Origin of the sequence: Clostridium sp. 10cd* (assembly GCF_044336395.1) — a bacterium.
In the GTDB taxonomy this organism is placed as follows: Bacteria; Bacillota_I; Bacilli_A; order Erysipelotrichales; family Erysipelotrichaceae; genus Clostridium_AQ; species Clostridium_AQ innocuum.
Genome location: NZ_CP172347.1, coordinates 1,798,244 through 1,817,526, shown reverse-complemented (window position 1 = coordinate 1,817,526; position 19,283 = coordinate 1,798,244). Strand labels below are relative to the sequence as shown.

Annotated in this window: 15 protein-coding genes and 1 pseudogene; 1 reads left to right on the top strand and 15 read right to left on the bottom strand. The window is 46.1% G+C overall.

Features of this window, described 5'->3' with window-relative positions; translation table 11 throughout:
• Positions 1 to 33 precede the first annotated feature (33 nt).
• Entirely contained in the window at positions 34 to 600 is a 567-nt protein-coding gene (locus tag ACG3M1_RS08915; RefSeq protein WP_008818913.1) for a hypothetical protein, read from the top strand.
• Positions 601 to 1,247: 647 nt separating this feature from the next.
• On the opposite strand, the gene ACG3M1_RS08910 is transcribed toward ACG3M1_RS08915, so the two are convergent.
• The 15 genes and pseudogenes from ACG3M1_RS08910 to ACG3M1_RS08840 all read right to left on the bottom strand — a co-directional run bounded on the left by ACG3M1_RS08910 (position 1,248) and on the right by ACG3M1_RS08840 (position 19,282).
• Positions 1,248 to 1,580: a hypothetical protein gene (locus tag ACG3M1_RS08910; protein ID WP_002608474.1), complete on the bottom strand. Its 333-nt coding sequence runs from the start codon at positions 1,578 to 1,580 to the stop codon at positions 1,248 to 1,250.
• A gap of 2 nt (positions 1,581 to 1,582) precedes the next feature.
• Positions 1,583 to 2,900, bottom strand: a pseudogene (locus tag ACG3M1_RS08905) (6-phospho-beta-glucosidase).
• A gap of 364 nt (positions 2,901 to 3,264) precedes the next feature.
• Positions 3,265 to 4,299, bottom strand: coding sequence for a PD-(D/E)XK nuclease family transposase (locus ACG3M1_RS08900; protein ID WP_008818915.1), 1,035 nt, complete (start codon positions 4,297 to 4,299; stop codon positions 3,265 to 3,267).
• 337 nt (positions 4,300 to 4,636) lie between these two features.
• A complete protein-coding gene (gene rnc / locus ACG3M1_RS08895) occupies positions 4,637 to 5,320 on the bottom strand; it encodes a ribonuclease III (protein WP_008818916.1) in 684 nt (227 codons plus the stop codon).
• A 39-nt stretch (positions 5,321 to 5,359) separates the two neighbouring features.
• Entirely contained in the window at positions 5,360 to 7,369 is a 2,010-nt protein-coding gene (gene recG / locus ACG3M1_RS08890; protein WP_242408228.1) for an ATP-dependent DNA helicase RecG, read from the bottom strand.
• 124 nt (positions 7,370 to 7,493) lie between these two features.
• Positions 7,494 to 8,144, bottom strand: a complete 651-nt coding sequence (locus ACG3M1_RS08885) for a non-canonical purine NTP pyrophosphatase (protein WP_008818918.1) — start codon at positions 8,142 to 8,144, stop codon at positions 7,494 to 7,496.
• On the bottom strand, positions 8,141 to 9,121 hold the full coding sequence (locus ACG3M1_RS08880; protein ID WP_395815186.1) for an SEC-C domain-containing protein: 981 nt from the start codon (positions 9,119 to 9,121) through the stop codon (positions 8,141 to 8,143). Before ACG3M1_RS08880 ends, ACG3M1_RS08885 begins: the two co-directional genes overlap by 4 nt.
• Positions 9,118 to 9,981: a radical SAM/SPASM domain-containing protein gene (locus ACG3M1_RS08875; protein WP_008818920.1), complete on the bottom strand. Its 864-nt coding sequence runs from the start codon at positions 9,979 to 9,981 to the stop codon at positions 9,118 to 9,120. The genes ACG3M1_RS08880 and ACG3M1_RS08875 overlap by 4 nt, the downstream gene beginning before the upstream one ends.
• 11 nt (positions 9,982 to 9,992) lie before the next feature.
• Positions 9,993 to 10,313 carry a hypothetical protein gene (locus ACG3M1_RS08870; protein WP_008818921.1) on the bottom strand — a complete coding sequence of 107 codons (321 nt, stop codon included), beginning with the start codon at positions 10,311 to 10,313 and terminating at the stop codon, positions 9,993 to 9,995.
• 239 nt (positions 10,314 to 10,552) lie between these two features.
• Positions 10,553 to 11,887 (bottom strand): uracil-xanthine permease family protein, encoded by a 1,335-nt coding sequence (locus ACG3M1_RS08865; RefSeq protein ID WP_008818922.1) that lies wholly within the window; start codon positions 11,885 to 11,887, stop codon positions 10,553 to 10,555.
• A 112-nt stretch (positions 11,888 to 11,999) separates the two neighbouring features.
• Positions 12,000 to 14,573, bottom strand: coding sequence for a cation-translocating P-type ATPase (locus tag ACG3M1_RS08860; protein WP_008818923.1), 2,574 nt, complete (start codon positions 14,571 to 14,573; stop codon positions 12,000 to 12,002).
• 285 nt (positions 14,574 to 14,858) lie between these two features.
• The gene (locus ACG3M1_RS08855; RefSeq protein WP_002608461.1) at positions 14,859 to 15,305 is read right to left on the bottom strand and encodes a hypothetical protein; all 447 of its coding nucleotides are present in this window, start codon (positions 15,303 to 15,305) and stop codon (positions 14,859 to 14,861) included.
• Between the two features lie 5 nt (positions 15,306 to 15,310).
• Entirely contained in the window at positions 15,311 to 16,408 is a 1,098-nt protein-coding gene (ftsZ, locus tag ACG3M1_RS08850) for a cell division protein FtsZ (RefSeq protein ID WP_002608460.1), read from the bottom strand.
• A gap of 22 nt (positions 16,409 to 16,430) precedes the next feature.
• Positions 16,431 to 17,687 (bottom strand): cell division protein FtsA, encoded by a 1,257-nt coding sequence (locus tag ACG3M1_RS08845; RefSeq protein WP_009587460.1) that lies wholly within the window; start codon positions 17,685 to 17,687, stop codon positions 16,431 to 16,433.
• A 173-nt stretch (positions 17,688 to 17,860) separates the two neighbouring features.
• Positions 17,861 to 19,282: a cadherin-like beta sandwich domain-containing protein gene (locus ACG3M1_RS08840; protein WP_009587484.1), complete on the bottom strand. Its 1,422-nt coding sequence runs from the start codon at positions 19,280 to 19,282 to the stop codon at positions 17,861 to 17,863.
• Between the last annotated feature and the right edge of the window lies 1 nt (position 19,283).

The following is a 19,283-nucleotide window of genomic DNA, read 5'->3' as shown; positions in this document are numbered from 1 at the left end:
TGGTATAATAGATTGCTGTAAAGGAGAATGCTCATGCGCCCAAATCAAACATTATGCATTGCGGGAATCTGGATCATCAATCTCAATACCCTGTGGTTTGTCAAACCACTTTCACAAAATCTTTCCCATCTGGGAAATGCACTGCATATGCGCTGGTATCTGATGCTATGGGCGGCCAGCGCTGCCTTATACTTTTATGTGTATACGAGAAAATGGATGGCTTCCCTTGAATACCGCAACAGGCTGGGTTGGCTTGTACTTTCACTCAGCTGTCTCGGTATGGTATTTTCCGTACTGCTTCCCTATGCCCCCTATGTACATGCAACACTGTCAAAATGGCATACTCGCCTTGCGATGGGATCCACCATCCTGTATGTGCTTTTGATTTTTCATATACTGTGTGAGCTGCTCACCAGAGATATAGCTGCTTTTCAAAAGGTGGCAGGACCTTATGCCATGCTCGTCGTATTCGAGCTTTTGCTTTATCTGTTAAATGGCGGTGTATCGACACTGCTTGAAATATGCTTTCCAATGACTATGTCGCTTTATTTGTATACTGTCAACAGCTCTTTCAGCCGCAGGAACAGATTCAGTAAATAAGCTATGAATATTTCGATAGCCAAAATTCGCAGGTCACAGCATCTGGCTAAAGCAGACTGTAAGCCTTTTGAACATGGAAGCAGCCATGAACCACATTCCTTATGGAAAATGCAGACATACAAAAGTATTGTCACAAGGTGGTTCATACCGCATTATAAAGAGGATATCTTTTGTTTTATTGCATATCACTCTTTTCACCCCCTGTATCATAATCTATTTATGACACCTCTGGAGGCTAGGGAATCTAAACATTTCTTAGTTTCCATATGTAGAAAAGGTCATACCTTGCCTTTTCAAAGGCCGGAGTTTTAAATCTTAACTAACATGATAAACAAAGGCTTACAGGCTAGTTGCTCTGCCTGCTACCTTCCTGCACAGGCTCTGCAGTGCCTCTTCCGACAGCATATATAATATCCACCGTTTCTGTGCCATTCCATGTAACCGATATGCTTTTCATCCACTAAAAAAGAACACGTCTACCGAAACCAGATTCTTTCTTACTTTAGGGTGTCTGCAAACAGAGAGAATTCAACTTCTATTGATAAATACAATCGTGTTGCATTCTCCCTGTTTTATGTTTACCCACCGTCGAGAAAGAACTCCGAAACAGATGCGTGTTCTTTTCGTTTAGCTTTCAGGTACTCACCTTATTCCTGATACAATTCCTTACCATGAGGATCCCTTCGCACACAGCGTCTGCCATCCTGTATGGTTATGTAAACATACAGCGGCTGATTCTGATGCTCAGCGTCAAGCTCCTTATGAAAAATGAACTTCGTATCCTCATCATCAAGAAAATAAAATGCCAGATCCTTTGCGCCTGCTATGCTGAAATCATAAATAAATTCCAGCTGGTGCTGATGCGGTGGAATCTTCTTTACGGTATGCGGTGCGGTTCCCCCCGGATACAGAAAGCATAGATCCGTAATTCTGCTCGCAGTCTGATTGCGAACATAAATATCCTTCCCCTGCAGTCTCATGGCTACTTCCCACGAAACTGAGGCAGATATTCCTTATGTGCCTCAATCAGCTCGTCTACTACGATATTTGCCAGATGATCACTTGGACACAATGGGTTCATATTCAATGCCGTTACTGCCAAATCGCGGTTTCCTGTAACCGCAGCCTCAACAACCATACGCTCAAATGCCTTGATCATATGAATCGTTCCGGAAATCGTCGGCTTCATTTCCCCGGTAGCCAGCGGCTTAGGCCCATCCGCAGTAATCATGCACGCAACCTCAACGGCGCTTTCATCCGGCAGATCACTGATACAGCCGTTATTCTGTACATCCACCACGCTTATCCGTATAGATGGACGCAATCAGATTGCATGCCGCATCGCTGTATTTTGCACCCCCGCGCATCTCCAGCTGCTTTGGTTTGACATCCAGCTGCTCATCCTTATACAGTTCAAACAGCTCCTCTTCCACACGGGAAACGACCTCACCGCGCACATTGCCCTTTGCGAATTGTTCCTGTTCTTCCTCCAGCTGTTCCTTTGTGAAAAAATAGTAATTATGATATGGGCATGGTATTGCATGCAACCCGCGAATAAAGGCAGGGGAATATGGCAGGGATATGAAGTTTTTCATTGCCAGCACATCCTCCGGCTTTACATTCGCATAGCGCTCTACAACCTCATCCATCACACTCATGCCGTCAAGAAACACATCTGTCGCAAAGATATGGTGATTCACTCCCTGCAGCTGCATGGTCACACGATGTTCCTCTACCCCGAGGATATTGGCGATACCGGCAACCATATTGACAGGGACATTGCACAAGCCGATCACTTTTTTGAAATCCGTATAACGCAGAACAGCTTCCGTAACCATACCTGCCGGATTTGTAAAGTTAATCATCCATGCATTCGGACAAAGCTCCTGCATATCCTTTACAATATCCAGTATGACCGGAATCGTACGGAATGCTTTAAACATTCCCCCGGCCCCGTTGGTTTCCTGTCCAATCATCCCGTGGGATAAGGGAATCCGTTCATCCAGAACACGTGCCGGTAAACGACCGATACGCATTTGTGTAGTCACAAAATCCGCATCCTTTAATGCTTCTCTTCGATCATAGGAAAGAATCACCTTCATCGGCAATCCTGCCTTTTTCACCATGCGCTGAGCGAGAGCACCGACGATTTCCAGCTTTTCTCGTCCTTCTTCGATATCAACCAGCCATAATTCACCGACCGGCAATTCGTCGTAACGTCGAATAAATCCTTCGACAAGCTCGGGCGTATAAGAGGAGCCGCCTCCTATCGTCACGATTTTCACAAGATCTTTCTTCATCTCGTCCTCCTTAGTGGTATATACCACTGCAAAAGCATTATAACATGAGATTCCCCATCCGTAAATGAAAAAAGATACCGTTTTCATTTCTATATCGCTTATTTTGCGAAAGTGTTATTTCTATACAGAAACGTATCCGTTTGTAAGGTTCCTGTTCAATTGCAGGTAGCTTTAAAGCATACAGACGCAACACGATTGTATTGATCAATAGAAGTTGAATATACATCCTGAAGTAAGAATGAACCGCCTGTAAAAGCAGCTGTTCTTTTCCATGCCCTGCAATATAAAAAGGAAGCTTATCGATTACGATCGCTCCCTTACGTTTGTTATGCTCCAGATTTTCCTATCAGCTCGATGTGTATACTTATTTCACTTCTTTACCCTTCAGCCTGTCTTTCAAAGCATCATATGTATCACATTCCAGAATATGAAGAATTGCATCCTCAACCTGATGATCTGGCAGTGTATCTATCCAGTCATCCTCCTTGCCGTATTTGTGTGCTATTTGTGATTTCAACAATGCTCTTTTCCCTTTTTCCAGACCCTTTTCCATTCCTTTTTCGATACCTTTTTCGATGCCTTTTTCCAATCCTTTCACGATACCTTTTTCAATGCCCTGTTCAAGACCTTTCTGAAACCCCTTCTCAAGTCCGAGCCTTTCAGCCTCTGCTGTCTGCTCTCTCAAATTGGCCTGTACTGCTCGCTCTGCAAATTCAATGGATTCCGCCCAGCTGAATAATGAGCCATCCTCGCGCATCTCATTATATTTTTCCATAGCCACATTCACCATCCTTCTCTTCATGTTTAGTATAGCATCATCCGGATTATATGCAAGCACATAGCAGAAGGTTTCAAATTCCGTCAGGTTCTCTATGCCTCCGACCTCCTTTACACGCTGCCTGATCATCGGTAAAAACACAATCGCGCGATGCAGTGTACCGTTGGGCTCCTCCCGATTATCCTCATCCTTTACCGTGTAGTGTCGAATCATGCGCCCTGTATCCTTTGGCATTGCAAACATGAAAATAATCTGATAAAACGGCTTCAGCTTTGTGTAATCATCCCCCTGCTTCAGCTGTCTTCCGACCAGGCGGTAACCATACTGCTGAAAACGCAGCTGTTCCTCCTTCGTATAACCGGATACCTGCATTTCCAAATCATAGAGGTGACCTGTTTCATCCTCCAATACAACATCCAGAACCGCTCGTTTTCCGAAAAAGGCTTCCGGCAGCAGCTCCGGATTCAGCACCTGTGTCTTTTGAACCTTCAATCCGTAAATTTCTTCAATGATCCTGCTTCTCAGCATGGCAGAGCCTGCATCCTCACCAATCAGCATATACTTGAAAAATACATCATTGTGAAAGGGAATCGGATACTCCCTTTCCTTCGATTTTTGCATATGTCTCATCCTCCTTTTTTCTATATACACTCTTATATACGTATGGAAAGGGCAAAACTCCTAAATTTAACATGATATTTTTTGAATATTTTACAAGCTCCTGCTTTTGGGGGGCAAAAGTCGGGTTCATGTAAACAATAACGAGGTGCTCTACAGTCGTATGAGAATTGAAACGACGGTACACTTCGTTTTACGGTTTCATATGCTCACACATGTCTGCAGCGATTGTCTCATAGCTTCCTGATACTCCCCTATTATCTCTGCTTATACACAGACATTTATGACTTTATCATGTCCGTTATACCGTAAAAAAAGAACCTGTTACGGCTCTTTTCTGTTATTTTACCATTTTTTCAAATGCATCCTTGGCTGCCATCTGTTCCGCCCGCTTTTTCGAAAAGCCCTTGCCGCGTCCCAGGTTGATATCATCCAGCATAACGATAACCTCAAATTCCGGCTTATTGCTTGGTCCGGAAACGTTTACAGTTTCATAATGCACCGTCTTACGGGAATCCGACTGTATGTACTCCTGCAGCTTCGTCTTATAATCGATCACCTTTTCACTTTTCGGGCGACTGATGGCAGGTGTAACAACTGCAGACAGAATACTGTCGATTGCCTCCATACCCTGATCCAGAAAGACCGCGCCAAGCAGTGCCTCAAACATATCCGCCAGAATGGAATCCCGCTGTCTTCCACCCGTCTTTTCCTCACCAACGCCAAGCATTAGATATTTTCCAAGGCCCAGCTGCCGGTTGTATTCCGCCAGTGCCTCCTCACAGACAAGCTGTGCACGCAGGGTTGTCATCTGCCCTTCGCTCAGCTCCGGCTCCAGCAGAAACAGCTTCTTCGTCGTCCATAGCTGCAGTACGGCATCTCCCATAAATTCCAGACGTTCATTATCATGCGCATAGGACTTATGCTCATTCACATAGGAGGAATGCACAAGTGCCTGTGTAATCAGCTTTTTATCGGAATAAGCGATATTCTGATTCTTTAACCATTCAAATATTGTATCCATTACCTAGTATCTCCTCTTGTTTTCCTGTATATTATACCACTAATCCAGATATGTGGCACTCCCAACTGCATGCTCAACATACATTTTTATCTCCTCATAGCCGATTGTGTCGAGATGTGCAAGAATTTCCGCTGCATCCTCACGCGCGACCTCCAGAATATTGGCATCCTGAATCACATCTCCCAGAATAAAGCCCGGAACACCGCTTTGTCTGGTTCCAAGAATATCGCCGGGGCCTCTAAGCTGCAGATCCGCACGGGCTATCGCAAAGCCGTCTCTTGTCTGTTCGCAGATTTTCAACCGCTGCAGGGAATCCGGATCCTTCGTGCTGCTTAACAGATAACAATATCCCGGACGCGTTCCTCTTCCGACCCGGCCCCGCAGCTGATGAATCTGTGAGAGTCCGAAGCGGTGCGCATCATATATGACCATGATATTGGCAGCCTTCACATCCACACCGACCTCAATCACCGTTGTGGATACGAGGATATCAACCTCCCTGTGAAGGAAGCGCTCCATGACCGCATCCTTTTCCTGCGTATTCATTTTTCCATGAAGCAGTGCTATGCGATACCGCCGTCCCAGAGAGGCACACATCCCGTCATAAATTTCCGTCACGTTGCGCATATCCATATCCTCATTTTTCTCAATCGCAGGGCAGACCACATAGCACTGATCCCCTTCATCTATTTTTTCCAGCACAGCTTCCAGAATCGGACTCATGGAACGGCTGGATATCAGCTTTGTCGTAACCGTAGAGCGCCCCTTGGGAAGCTCCTGAATTGTGGACACATCCATATCGCCATACAGGGAAATCGCCAGCGTACGGGGGATCGGTGTTGCACTCATCAACAGAAAATCAACCTTTTCCCCTTTTTCCAGCATTTTCTTTCGCTGGGTAACACCAAAACGGTGCTGCTCATCCGCAACCACCATACCCAGATCATAATATTCCACATCATCCTGAAACAGTGCGTGCGTACCGACCAGAATATCAATTTCATTATGCTTCAAGCGCTCCAGTACATCCTTTTTCTGTGCCGGCTTCAGGCTCGAATACAGCACGTCAACGGTAATGTCAAAGTCCGAAAACAGCCGCTTCAGATTTGTAAGATGCTGCTTGGCAAGAATTTCCGTGGGTGCCATGAAAACCGCCTGCTTATGTGCCAACACACAGGCATACAGGCCAAAGGCTGCCACCATCGTCTTTCCACAGCCGACATCCCCCTGCACCATGCGATACATCACCTTGTCACTGGATAAATCCTGTAAAATTTCCTCAACCACCCTGTTCTGGTCATTTGTCAGGGAAAAGCTCAAGGAATGCTTTAAATCCATAACGTCCTCCATGGAGAACTGCTTGGCACTCCCCTGGACCATTTCCGTATCCCTGGCCTTTAACGCCTGCATGCTCAGCTGAAATTTCAGGAATTCCTCATATTTCAAATGCCGAAGGCTCTGCTTCACCGCCTCCATACTGGACGGATGATGAATGAAATACAAGGCCTGCTTTCTGGGAATCAGACGATATTTCTCCAGATACGGCTTTGGAATCACATCCGGAATCTGATTCTGCAGGGCCTGCCATGCCTTATCAATATAGCGAACCAGCTCCTTCTGTGTGATCCCCTCACGAACATTGTATACCGGATGGATCCCCAGCTGCTCTTTCATAGGCTTAAAATTATACTGCAGCGCCGTGACACGGCTTCCTCCGTCATATTTGCCAATAATCGTGATTACCTTCCCCATCGTAAAAGCCGACACCCAGGGGCGGTTAAACAGCGAAACATCAAGCTCCTCATCCTCCAGCATCACCTTAAAGCGGGTAACACTCTGTTTTCCCCTGAAACGGATCACCCTTGCCCGGTTCACAATAACCGCCTCGAAGATGATCCTGTCTTCCTTTTCCCATGTATCCCGGGGCTTCGCCTCCAGATGTTCATACCGGAACGGATAACAGGTCAAAAGATCCTCTGCCCGCATAATCTGCATACTATGAAGAACCTCTGCCTTTTTTTCTGATATACGCAATGCTTTTAATTCCATGTCCACGCATCCTTTTCGAGTGTTATTATATCATGAATCCGGCATTCTTTATAACCGGAAAGCAAAAAGGATGAACAAAATCCTTTTCCAACGCGATAAACAGCCTTCCTTTGGAAAACTGGTGTTATGATGTCTCTTCCAGATGGAATGCCCTGCGATAAAATGCCAGCATATTTCTATACGAGGTAAGGCGTTTTTCATCCTCCCCTGCAGCTGCATACTCTGTATCTGCCATATCATGAAAATACTTCATCGTTTTTGCATCGATGGAAATAGAATCAAGCGGCCATCCCGGTGTGCGCTGCTCATGCGGCGTGTCACAGAGATAAAAGGCGAAGTCTCTTGCCGTTTCCATATCCTCCATATACGTATAGATGTGCTGTTCATCGTACACAACGCAAACTCCGTTACGGTAGGCGGAAAGCAGGCGTCCACCGAAATCTGCGGCTATTCTGCGATAATAGCTGATCATTTCCTCATCGTTCAATTCTCTGCCCTGTACACGGCGAACATGTGTTTTCGGCTGCAGCGGGTCATCCTCTTTCAAATCGAGGAAATACAGACCACTGTCAAAGGCAACGGTCGGTATCCGGGCAGAGCGATAATAGGCAAGCGCCTTGATCCTTGCATTTTCAATTGGTGTCGCACCATCCTCTTCAATCCTTACATGAAGCTGTACATCCTGCGGTGTCACAAGCTGCACATCATATGCCTGCAGATAACGCTGTACAGAGCGTACCTTGTTTCTGTTGGTTGTTCCTACCAGTATATTCATACACCCTGTGCCTCTGTTTTATCCAGTATTTTTTTACAGCACGCCTTGAATTTCTTCCCGCTGCCGCAGGGACACGGCTTATTGGGCTTTGCGTCCGTATAGGCGCTGGTATCCAGTGGCAGCTGAACTTTGTTTACCCGGGTATCCGTCAAATTCTGTTTATATGTATCCCTCTTCCCATATTGCTTTTTCCATTGCACATAGGCACTGTCATCACCGGTTTGTTCAGCGATATCCCGTGCAATATCCAAAAACATCTCCTGAAAAAAGCTGTCCTGCAGCTGTAGTCCACGTATAATCATATCATAACAGGCATCATAGTCCCTGCGCTGCCACAACTGTGTCAGCCATCCATATAAAATGTTGGCATCTTCAGGAGAGTGTTTTATTAAACGATTATAACACGCATCACAGGCTTCCTGATCCTCATGCATTTCATAAATATCCGCATAGGCGCGTTCATAATTTCCTTTCGTTATGGAATCCAGATCCACACTTCTCAAAACATCCACAAGTAGTGCCTGTGACCATGGATAGGAGCTTGCATTCATCAGATGCATATCCAATTCATTTAACAGATTTTCAATCTCATAATAGTTTTTATCTGTAGTTGTAAGCTTGCGGATATCCCGTGTTCTCTTTTTCTTTAAAAGCCTTCTGAGATTATTGACAAATTCTGTCATCAACGGAAGTGCTTCTTCTTCGGTGTTTGCAGATGCCAGTTCCTTTATGATTTCCATTACCCGGGAAAGGGTGATGTCCTTTTCCTCATGTGCTGCATCTTTAACAATGTTCATCATAATGAATTCCACTACCGAAGAATTGGTCAAAAGCTCTAATTCCGGAAGCTGTTTATCCGCTTCCAGCAGCTCCTTTACAATACAGGCTTCAGCAGCCTTCATCCAAATACCCTGCTCGCTCAATTTCGTAGCATACTGCTGAAAACATGATAATTCTCTAATGCTTTCTTCTTTCATACACTTTTTTCTCCTCTCTTATGTTCTGTGAAGCGCAGGCGGTAGCTGCAATGCTTACACAGCTCCTCCACGATGTTATGCTGTGCAAAGCCCGCTTTCATCTGTACGGCACGCTCACTGTTAAGAATAGAGGAAAACGAGCGTGTGAATATATTTCCAAGTGCTGCATCTCCTCTGGAATCCAGACAGCAGGGTACGACAGTTCCATCACTTAGAATAGCACACATCTGCATCATCCCAAGGCAGCGCCCGTAATCAGATACATACGGATGCTGCAGGGACGGCCATTGAAATACCGATTCCAGATTCAGATGCAGATGATCTCCCACATCCAGACGCATACGCTTTTCAAATTCCTGCGGATGCGATATATGATAATGCTGTGTCAGCTGCTGCAGTAACCTTGTGCTTTCACCGGATAGCTGTCCGTTTTGTACACTCCACAGGCGATAGCTGATATGTACGCCTTTCTGGGCAAGCTCCTCACACACGGAGAAGACATGCTCCAGATACTGCGGCTGCTCATGCTCGGGAAAGCTATGCAGGGATACATTGACCTGCCGCAGTCTGCTGTTCATAAGAACATCACGACATGCGTTCAGCAGGGTGCCGTTCGTTGTCAGATTCACCTGCATTTCCTGCTCATCACAAATCTGCAAAAACGTTTTCAGATCTGGATGGGACAGCGGTTCTCCCAGCACATGAAGATATACATGCCCGGTGTATGGCTTGATTTCTCTGATGACATGTGAAAACTGTGCAACTGACATCCTGCGGGGTTTTCTTTGATTTTGTATGCAGAAGCTGCAGGACAGATTGCATGTATTCGTTATTTCCACATATATTCGTTTAAACTGCATTCTCTTCTCCTTTAAAAAAATTCTTCTTTGATAATCGCATATTCCTCCAGCGTGTATACCTGCCCCGTCTCCATAAAACGCAGACAGACATCCTCTTTATATGCCTGATATTCCTTTTCCTCCAGCAGGCGTTGCTTTCGCTCTTTCCTATGTACTCTCTTTCTTTTATTGTTCGCCCGGATTCCTTTCATCCTGTTCCTTGCAAAGTCAATCTGTTGCCGGGTTATTTTAATATGGTATTCGTTCAGTGTCTTCAGCGCCATTGCTTCCTTCACGGAATATGTTTTCATAAAGCGAAACAGCAGATCCTCTTTTGTTGTATCCCTGCACAATTTTCATATTTCCCGTTCCTTTCGCAGCTGCCGTTTTCTTCTCATCTTCTCTTTTTTTGCTTCCTTTGGTGTCAAAGTCTTTTTTATTTCCTCGTTCATAGCCTAATTATAACGTAATTCACGTTATATCTGTATAGCAAATAAGAAAATTTACTGGTTTCAATCTATAATAAAAACAGATGAACACCCGGTATCTGCAGGAATTCATCCATTTTCATATGCTACGTTGTTTTCAGGTATTAAGACGCTTTGGGAAGAATCAGATTCAAGATGATACCGACAAGCGCGGATAACGCGGTTCCCGATAGGGTCATGAAGCTTCCTACAGGAAGTATGGCACCGCCAAGACCGATGACGAGCATGGCAGAGGCGATGACCAGATTACGCTGCTTTCCAAAATCAATCTTGTTATCGACAAGTACACGCAGGCCGTTGCTGGCAATGACCCCGTATAAAAGAATACTCATGCCTCCCAGTACACAGGCGGGAATCGTTGAGATAAAGGCGGAAATCTTTCCAACGCAGGATAGCAGAATGGCAATGCACGCAGCACCGCCTGTTACATAAACACTGCTTATTTTTGTCATACCGATCACACCGGTATTTTCTCCATAGGTCGTATTCGCCGGACCTCCAAGGAAGGCAGAAACTGCGGTTGCAATACCATCTCCCATCAGCGTACGCTCCAGACCGGGATCCTTTAAGAAATTGCGTCCGCAGATTTTTCCAAGTACCGTATGATCGCCGATATGCTCGGAAATCGTAACCAGTGCAACCGGTAAAATCGCAAGCGTTTCCGGACCGAAATACAGGTTATAGGTGCGGAAATTTCCAATTTTAAAGGGCAGGATAAAATCAGGAAAGGACAGCCATTTGGCATTCACAACCGCCTGAAAATCAACCAGTCCCAGGCATAGTGACAACACATAACCGCCAAGAATGGCAATCAGAAAGGGAATAATTTTGAAAAATCCCTTTGCTTTTGTGGAAATCAGGGCCGCAATCAGAAAGGTGACGATAGCGACGATCATGGCACGGGGATCTCCATCCTTAATGAACTGGGCATTGCTGACAGCATTCGCGGCAAGACCCAATCCGATAACCGCTATCATCGGTCCGATTACGATGGGTGGAAGGAGCTTATCGATCCATTCCTTTCCGATAACACGTACAATCAATGCAACAACTACATAGATCACACCAACCAGCATCAGTCCTGTCTGTGCAGCATCCACACTGCCACCCATCGCCTTGATTGCAATTACCACTGCGCTGATATAGGCAAATGAGCTTCCCAGATATACGGGTACTTTGCGCTTTGTCACAAACGTATAAATCAGCGTTCCCACACCGCTTGCAAAAAGTGCCACCGAAACGGGTAAGCCCGTCAGGGTAGGCACCAGGATCGTTGCCCCAAACATTGCAAATACGTGCTGAAAGCTCAGAAACAGCCATTGCAGAAGCGGCGGGCGATCCCCGACATCCAGAATCATATCCGTTTGTTTTGTATCAGAACATTCCTCTTCATCCAGTATGAGAGAAACATCCTCAACATGTTCTTCAAAATGCTTCATACATCTACTCCTTTTCAAAAAGACCATAGAAAAAGCAGGCACACAGGACCAGAGTCATATGTACCTGCCAATGGTCAACAGGAGTAGTATACCATATTTTTATGGCTACATGCTACCTCTCTTTGGCTATCCATTTACTGATTTCATTGATAAGGATAATACTGAAGGACATGCCGAGAACCATTGTCCACGAGGACATATCCAGCGGAACGGTTTTCAGCAGCATATTGAAGATTGGCAGCTGGCAGACTGCAATCTGCAGTGTGATTCCAAACACCATTGTCAGAATCAGCCACTTATTGCGCATGATTCCAACCTCCAGTATGGAATGTGTACGGGAGCGCAGGTTCAATGCATGGAACAGCTGGGAAATCGATAATACCATGAAGGCCATGGTCTGTGCCTTGGCAGGGCTGACATCCAGACCGTTACGGAAGGCAACCAGAGTAATGGTACCGATGAACATACCGTTCATAATCGTGAATATCATACCGCCGTGCGCAAACAGACTTTCTCTTCGATCCCGCGGTTTTTCTTCCATGATGAATTTATCCATCGGATCCACGCCAAGCGCCAGTGCCGGAAAGGCATCTGTCACAAGATTGACCCACAGTATCTGTATGGCAGATAGGGTGGAGACAACATGCGGCATAAAGACAATGGCAAGAAACAGCGACATGATTTCACCGAGATTGCAGCTTAGAAGATAAAGCACAGCCTTCTGAATATTCAGATATATATTTCTTCCCTGCTCCACTGCCTCAACGATCGTTGCGAAGTTATCATCCGCAAGAATCATATCGGAGGCCTGCTTGCATACATCAGTTCCCGTCTTTCCCATAGCGATACCGATATCGGCATTCTTTAAACTCGGTGCATCGTTCACGCCGTCTCCTGACATGGCAACGACAAGCTGATGCTTTTTAAATGCGTTGACGATTCGCACCTTATGCTCCGGTGTTACACGGGCATATACACAATAGCTTTGTACATGCTGCGCCAGTGTTTCCTCATTCATTTCATCCAGCTCTTTTCCGGTGATCACCTGCTGCTCCGTTTTTGCAATTCCCAGATTGCGGGCAATGGCAAATGCAGTGAGCGGATGATCTCCTGTAATCATAACAACCTGTATTCCAGCCTTGTGGCACAGCCTGATGGAATCCCGTACCTCCTCGCGAGGCGGATCGATTAAGCCGGCAAAGCCGATAAACGTCATTTTACTCTCCACAGCACTTTCATGCGGACTTTTCAGGGAGCGCATTGCTAAAGCGAGAACACGCTGCGCATCACTGCTTACCTTTTTGCTTGCTTCCAGTATGCGGTTTTTCTCATAGCTGCTCATCCGCACGGTTGTGCCATCCATACGAACCTGTGTGCACAAATCCAGCACCTTTTCCAGGGCTCCCTTGGTGAATGCCACATACTCTTTTCCATGCTGATGAATCGTTGTCATGAGCTTACGTGTGGAATCGAAGCTGATCTCATTCACTCTCACGTAGGACAGGTCTTCTGCGTCCTTATGCATCCCGTTTTCTTCACAGAACGCCATCAAAGCGGCTTCGGTAGGCTCTCCGAGGATTTCCTCCTTCTGCACGGTTGCATTGTTGCATAAACAGAAGCCGCGCAGCAGCTCCTCACTGCGGTTCTGCAAGGCACCGTTTGCATAGGAGGAAACCACATGCATTTTATTCTGTGTCAATGTTCCTGTCTTATCGGAACAGATGACACTTACGGAACCAAGTGTTTCCACAGCATGCAGCTTACGGATAATAGCATTGTTGCGGCTCATGACCTGAACACCCAGTGCAAGTACAATGGTAACGACTGCAGGAAGTCCCTCCGGTATGGCAGCGACAGCGAGAGAAATTGAAAGCAGCAGCATATCAAAGAGGTCTCGTCCCTGCAATACAGCAACTACAAACATCGCAATACAGATACCGACGGAACCGATTCCCAATATTTTAGACAGATGGGCAAGACGCACCTGCAGCGGTGTCATGTCCTCTTTGGTTTCATCCAGCATCCGCGCAATTTTACCGACCTCACTGCTCATGCCGGTGCGTACAACAATGCCTCTGGCCTTTCCATATGTAACATAGGTGGACATAAAGACCATGTTTCTCTGATCGGAGATATTGATTTCCTCATCATATACAAGGGCCGCATCCTTTTCCACCGCTTCACTTTCTCCAGTCAGTGTACTTTCCTCCACCTTCAGATTGACGGATGACACCAGACGCATATCGGCCGGTATGTATCCCCCCACTTCCAGCTCCACCAGATCGCCAACAACCAGCTCCTTGGAGTCGATTTCCTTGAGAAAACCCTCTCTGACAACAAAAGCCTTCGGTGTAGACAGCTTTTCCAGTGCATCAATTGCTTTCTCCGCCTTGAATTCCTGTACAACGCCGATGATGGCATTCAGGATAATCACAGTCAGAATGATGGATGCATCAATATACTCCTTTAAAAATATGGATACGATTGCTCCGATAATCAATATAATTACCATCGGATCCTGAAATTGTTCCAGAAACATCTGGAAGACAGTTTCCTTTTTCTTCTTCAGCAGCTCATTTTTTCCCTGATCCCGGAGTCTGGCGGCAGCTTCCTGTTCACTCAGCCCCTTATCCAGATCACTGTAGGTTTCCTGAACTACCTCCTGTATGTTCATTCGATAAGGCATATACACCCTCCTTCACTACCACAATGTATGTGCCCGTACAGGATATATGTGTGCTTCGACAAAACCTCCGTGAAACAGACAGAAAAAAGTAAGCTCATAGCTTTGGGACTTTTCAAGAAGGGATACGAGCATCATCTAAACCAGTCTGCTTTATCCTATGTTCATATCCGAAAGCAGAAAGCCATTTGGCTTATAGGCCTTCGATTGTACTCACCACTAGCTTTATCTGCCCTGAAAGCTTCTGCATAAGAAAAAAAGGACAGCCGCAATGACATGTCCTCGTATTCAGCTCAGGATTGATTTCTTTTTCTGCAGCATCTGCAGCTTCTCACTGAGCATCTCTTCCAGCTCCTCTACAAAGCTGTCCATATCGGATGCATCATGCTCCATAAACAGCTCCAGATAGATACGCTCGCAGGCAGCACGCTTGGTATCATAGGCTACAAAGGAACCGCTGAAGCTCTGCATTTCGGGAAAGCCCTCTACGCAGAGAAAGCCGTTGCGAAGATCTCCGCGAACACCCTGAAATTCAAACTGAGCCGGGCTGGCAAGCACGGTCGTACGCTTCATGGCATCCACAAAGTGCTCTAACTGCGGATGATTCTTTTGTGCTGTACTTACCAGCACAAGGTCTGCCGGATGATGCTCCATCCAGCATTCAAAACGATGCAGAACAGCTGTAGCAAACTCATTTCTTGCCAGCATACTGTCATCAATATAATAAAATATCATGATGGTTAACGACGGGAGAAAAAGGATGGAATACCTTCACGGTCATCTTCTTCCAGTTCCTGATACCGCGGCTTTTCCTCTGTCTGCACTCTTGCACTTGGCCGGGAAACCGGCTGAGTAAATGCGGATGCCGCTGGAATTTCTTCCTCTTCTTCCTCTTCCTTGTCAAAACCGGTCGCAATAACGGTTACGATGATGGAGTCTCCAAGCTTTTCATTGATAGCAACACCGAAAATCGCATCGATGTCATTGCCTGCAGCTTCCCGTACAAGCGCCATGGCATCCTCTGCGTCAAACAGTGTAATCGATTCTCCACCGGTGATATTAACGATGGCATTGCTCGCTCCGGTAATCTGCGCTTCCAGCAGTGGAGACTGTATTGCTTTTTCGGCTGCAGCACGGGCTTTGTCTTCGCCCTCTGCCATACCGATTCCAATCAGTGCAGAGCCCTGATTTTCCATGATGGTGCGCACATCCGCGAAGTCCAGGTTGATCAGTGCAGGAACAGCAATCAGATCGGTAATCGTCTGTACACCCTGCCGCAGCACATTGTCCGCCGCCTGGAATGCCTCTGTCAGCGGACGACGGCCGATGACTTCAATCAGATTATTGTTGGATACGATAATCAGGGAATCCACATATTGCTTCAGCTCGGCAAGACCGTCCTCTGCGGATTTCATTCTCTTCTTTCCTTCAAAGGTGAACGGCTTTGTAACGATACCTACCGTCAATGCCCCTTCTTCCTTTGCAATTTTTGCAAACATCGGTGCAGCACCGGTTCCGGTTCCGCCGCCAAGTCCTGTGGTGATAAACACCATATCGCTTCCCTTAATCGCTTCCCGGATTTCATTTTCATTTTCCTGGGCAGCACGTCTTCCCATTTCCGGATTCGCCCCGGCACCCAGCCCCTTGGTCACTTCCCGTCCAAGGACAATTTTATTTTCAACAGGAGAAATATTCAGTGCCTGAAGATCTGTGTTGGCAACATAAAACTCCACACCCTTGACACCTTCGGAAACCATGCGGTTTACGGCATTGCAGCCGCCTCCGCCAATACCAAACACTTTAATATTTGCTACCTGTTCAAACTGTAAATCGCTCATCGTTATTCCTCGCTCTCTCTTTTTATTTATCGCTTAACAGAATGCTTTTCAGTTTTCTTGTAAATCCGCCCTCTTCATCGACGGAGCTTTTCTTCGTAACCGTATCCATGGTTTCTTCCACTTCCTGTGGATTGCAGCATACACGCTCATCCCTGCGGATTGCCATCTGCTCTCTCCAGCTGTAAAACAGACCCAGACAGGTTACATAGGAACAGTCGCGGACACCAATGGTCTGCGGAACATAAATCTGTGCAGGTGCATTTAGATAGCGCAGCAGCTCCTGCAGGGAAGGTATTTCACAGCCCTCTCCGCTCAACAGGTAGCGCACATCTCCACTCTCAATAATCGGAGCACAGGTTTCATTGATCATATTCAGCCAGCTTTTCACATAAGGAACAATGGCTTCACATGCCTGCTTCTCGCTGATCTGCTTCTGCTCACCCGATTTTGACCAGATATAGATAATCTGATCCTTTGCGGAGTCCGCATCAAAGGTACAGGTATTCTGTGCCAGCCGATAGCTCACATTGCTGCTCAGATGATACTGTTCGATCAAATCCTGCAGCCATACCCCATATCCATCTTCAATAACTTCACAATTCACGAGCTTGCCATGTGTAAACAGGGAAAGCGTTGTATGATCTCTCGCAAGGTCAATCTGTATGACATATTTATCAACTGTTTGTTCAAATACCGCTGCTTCATTGGCCATGGCATAGGAATCCAGACATACATCCAGAATTTCCAGTCCGGCCTTCTCAATGCAGCGTGCATAGGCATATACTACCTCTTTATCCGCATACAGCAGATCCACATTCATGATCAGAACCTCTGCTGTTTCATCAATTGGCATTTTTCTGGAAGTGATACCGTTTGTTATGTATTTGACGCAGCCGATATTTACCAGTTCCAGCTGTGGATCCGGTTTAAAGCTGACCGCTTCATTCAACCCCTTTTGAATGTCACTTAAACGAATGCGTTTACTGCTTGCTTCCGGAACAACGCTTACCTTTTTGTTATGACGCTGTACGTTGACGGAAGGGATTGCCGCAAGAACCCGCTCAATGTGATATCCAAGTGCATCCTCAGCCTGCTTCTTGGCCTTGATAATGCCGTTTACAACATTCTGTTCATCCATGATTTTCTGTTTTTCAATTCCCTGTATGGGAGCTTTTTCCACTCTTAGAATATTAAACCGCGTTTCATAAAATTCACCGACAACCAGTCGAACTTCATGATCCGCTACTTCTATCGAGGCATATATTTCCTTTTTGTTCATAAGGTTACCTCCTTACCCACACTGGCTAAGCCAGCCTTCGGCGTACATTTATACTCATATATGATATCATAATTTAAGCGGTTTAAAAACCATTTCCAAGGATTTCTCATAAATTTTTTCTTTTTTTTCAAAGAGGTGCACAAAGGTTAAAATAAAGAGAGGTTTTCCCTCTCTTAATTGTCATCGGATATGTTTCTCAAAGCGTCCGCCTCCGCATCTCTTCTTGAATCAGAGATTGTCCGCTTCTGATATTTCACCGTCTTTTTCCTGCGGAAGAAGAGAAATGCACTCAATCCCGCAAGTACCACACAGCCGCCGGCCAAGCCATAGATGACCCACTTATGCTTCTTCAGCGACGCATCTACATCCTTACGATACTGATCATAGGCACTCTGCGGTATCGTTGCGGCACCGGAATACAGCTGCAGCGTTTTTTCCGTAGCTTCGTACTGGTAATACACCATGTTGCCTTTTTCATCCATGACATAGATCAAAGCGTAATTCTCAAAAGCCGTATCCTTGAAGGTCCAGCCGTTGAGTTCATAGTTATCGATTTTCACCGTTGTGAAATTCATCCCTTCACGCGTCTGGAGATTCTTCGGCACATCAACGACAAACACATTGTTTCCCAGCAGAGCCATCGGACGCAGCATAGTCTCGACTGTATTGGTATCCGTATTATAGATATAGTAATTCTTTTCCTTTGTTTTATCATCCTGCAGATAGACAACCGTCTTCTTCAGCAGGTTGCTTTTCCATGCCTTTACTTCCTTGCCGTCCACCTTGATTTTCACAGCTTCAAAGGATTTCGCAGGCTTATCGACGCCATCCAGACTGCGGACAAAGCCGAGCTTCGCTCCATTGTAGCTTACGTATACAAGCGGTGTTTCATCGACATTGACTGTAATCGTGTATTCCTTTGTGCTTCCATCCTCTGCCGCAACACTGACGGATATCGTGTTTTTTCCGGGCTTCAGGCTCTTTGTGCCTGTTCCATATACCACAGCCTTGCTGTCGGCAGCTGTTGCATTCACCTTGATACTGGAAACATCCCCGTTCAGATTTACGGTATACTGTGTTTTAGAGGCGGAAAATTTTGGACTCAGAGTTCCCTGTGAGATACTAAGACTTGCCAGATTGGCATTGCTGGACAGCTTCTTTTCTTCCTGCTTTTTTTCCTCCGGCTTTTGTGTCTCCTGTTTCTGAGGTGTCTCGTTTTTCGGAGTCTCTGTCGGTCTTGCGACAACCTGTACGGATGCAGAGCCGGATACCGTCACATCTTCTTCCGTATTGAAATCTCCCAGTGTACCCGATGCAGATACAGTCAGTGTTCCTTCTGCGGAGGCAGTTACCGTGAAGGACTGCGAGCTGTTTTCCAGCCAGTAGGTTCCATTAGCCGCCCCGCTGACACTTACATTTCCCGCACCGCCGGATGCACTTACCGTAAAGGTTACACTGTCACCGACATAAATCGTGCTTGCACTGGCCGTAACACTCAGACTGGCTGCATGTATAAAACCGGAAAGGTTCCATATTCCGGCTGCTACGATGAACACAGCTGCCATTTTTATAAATTTCAGTTTGAATTTCTTCATC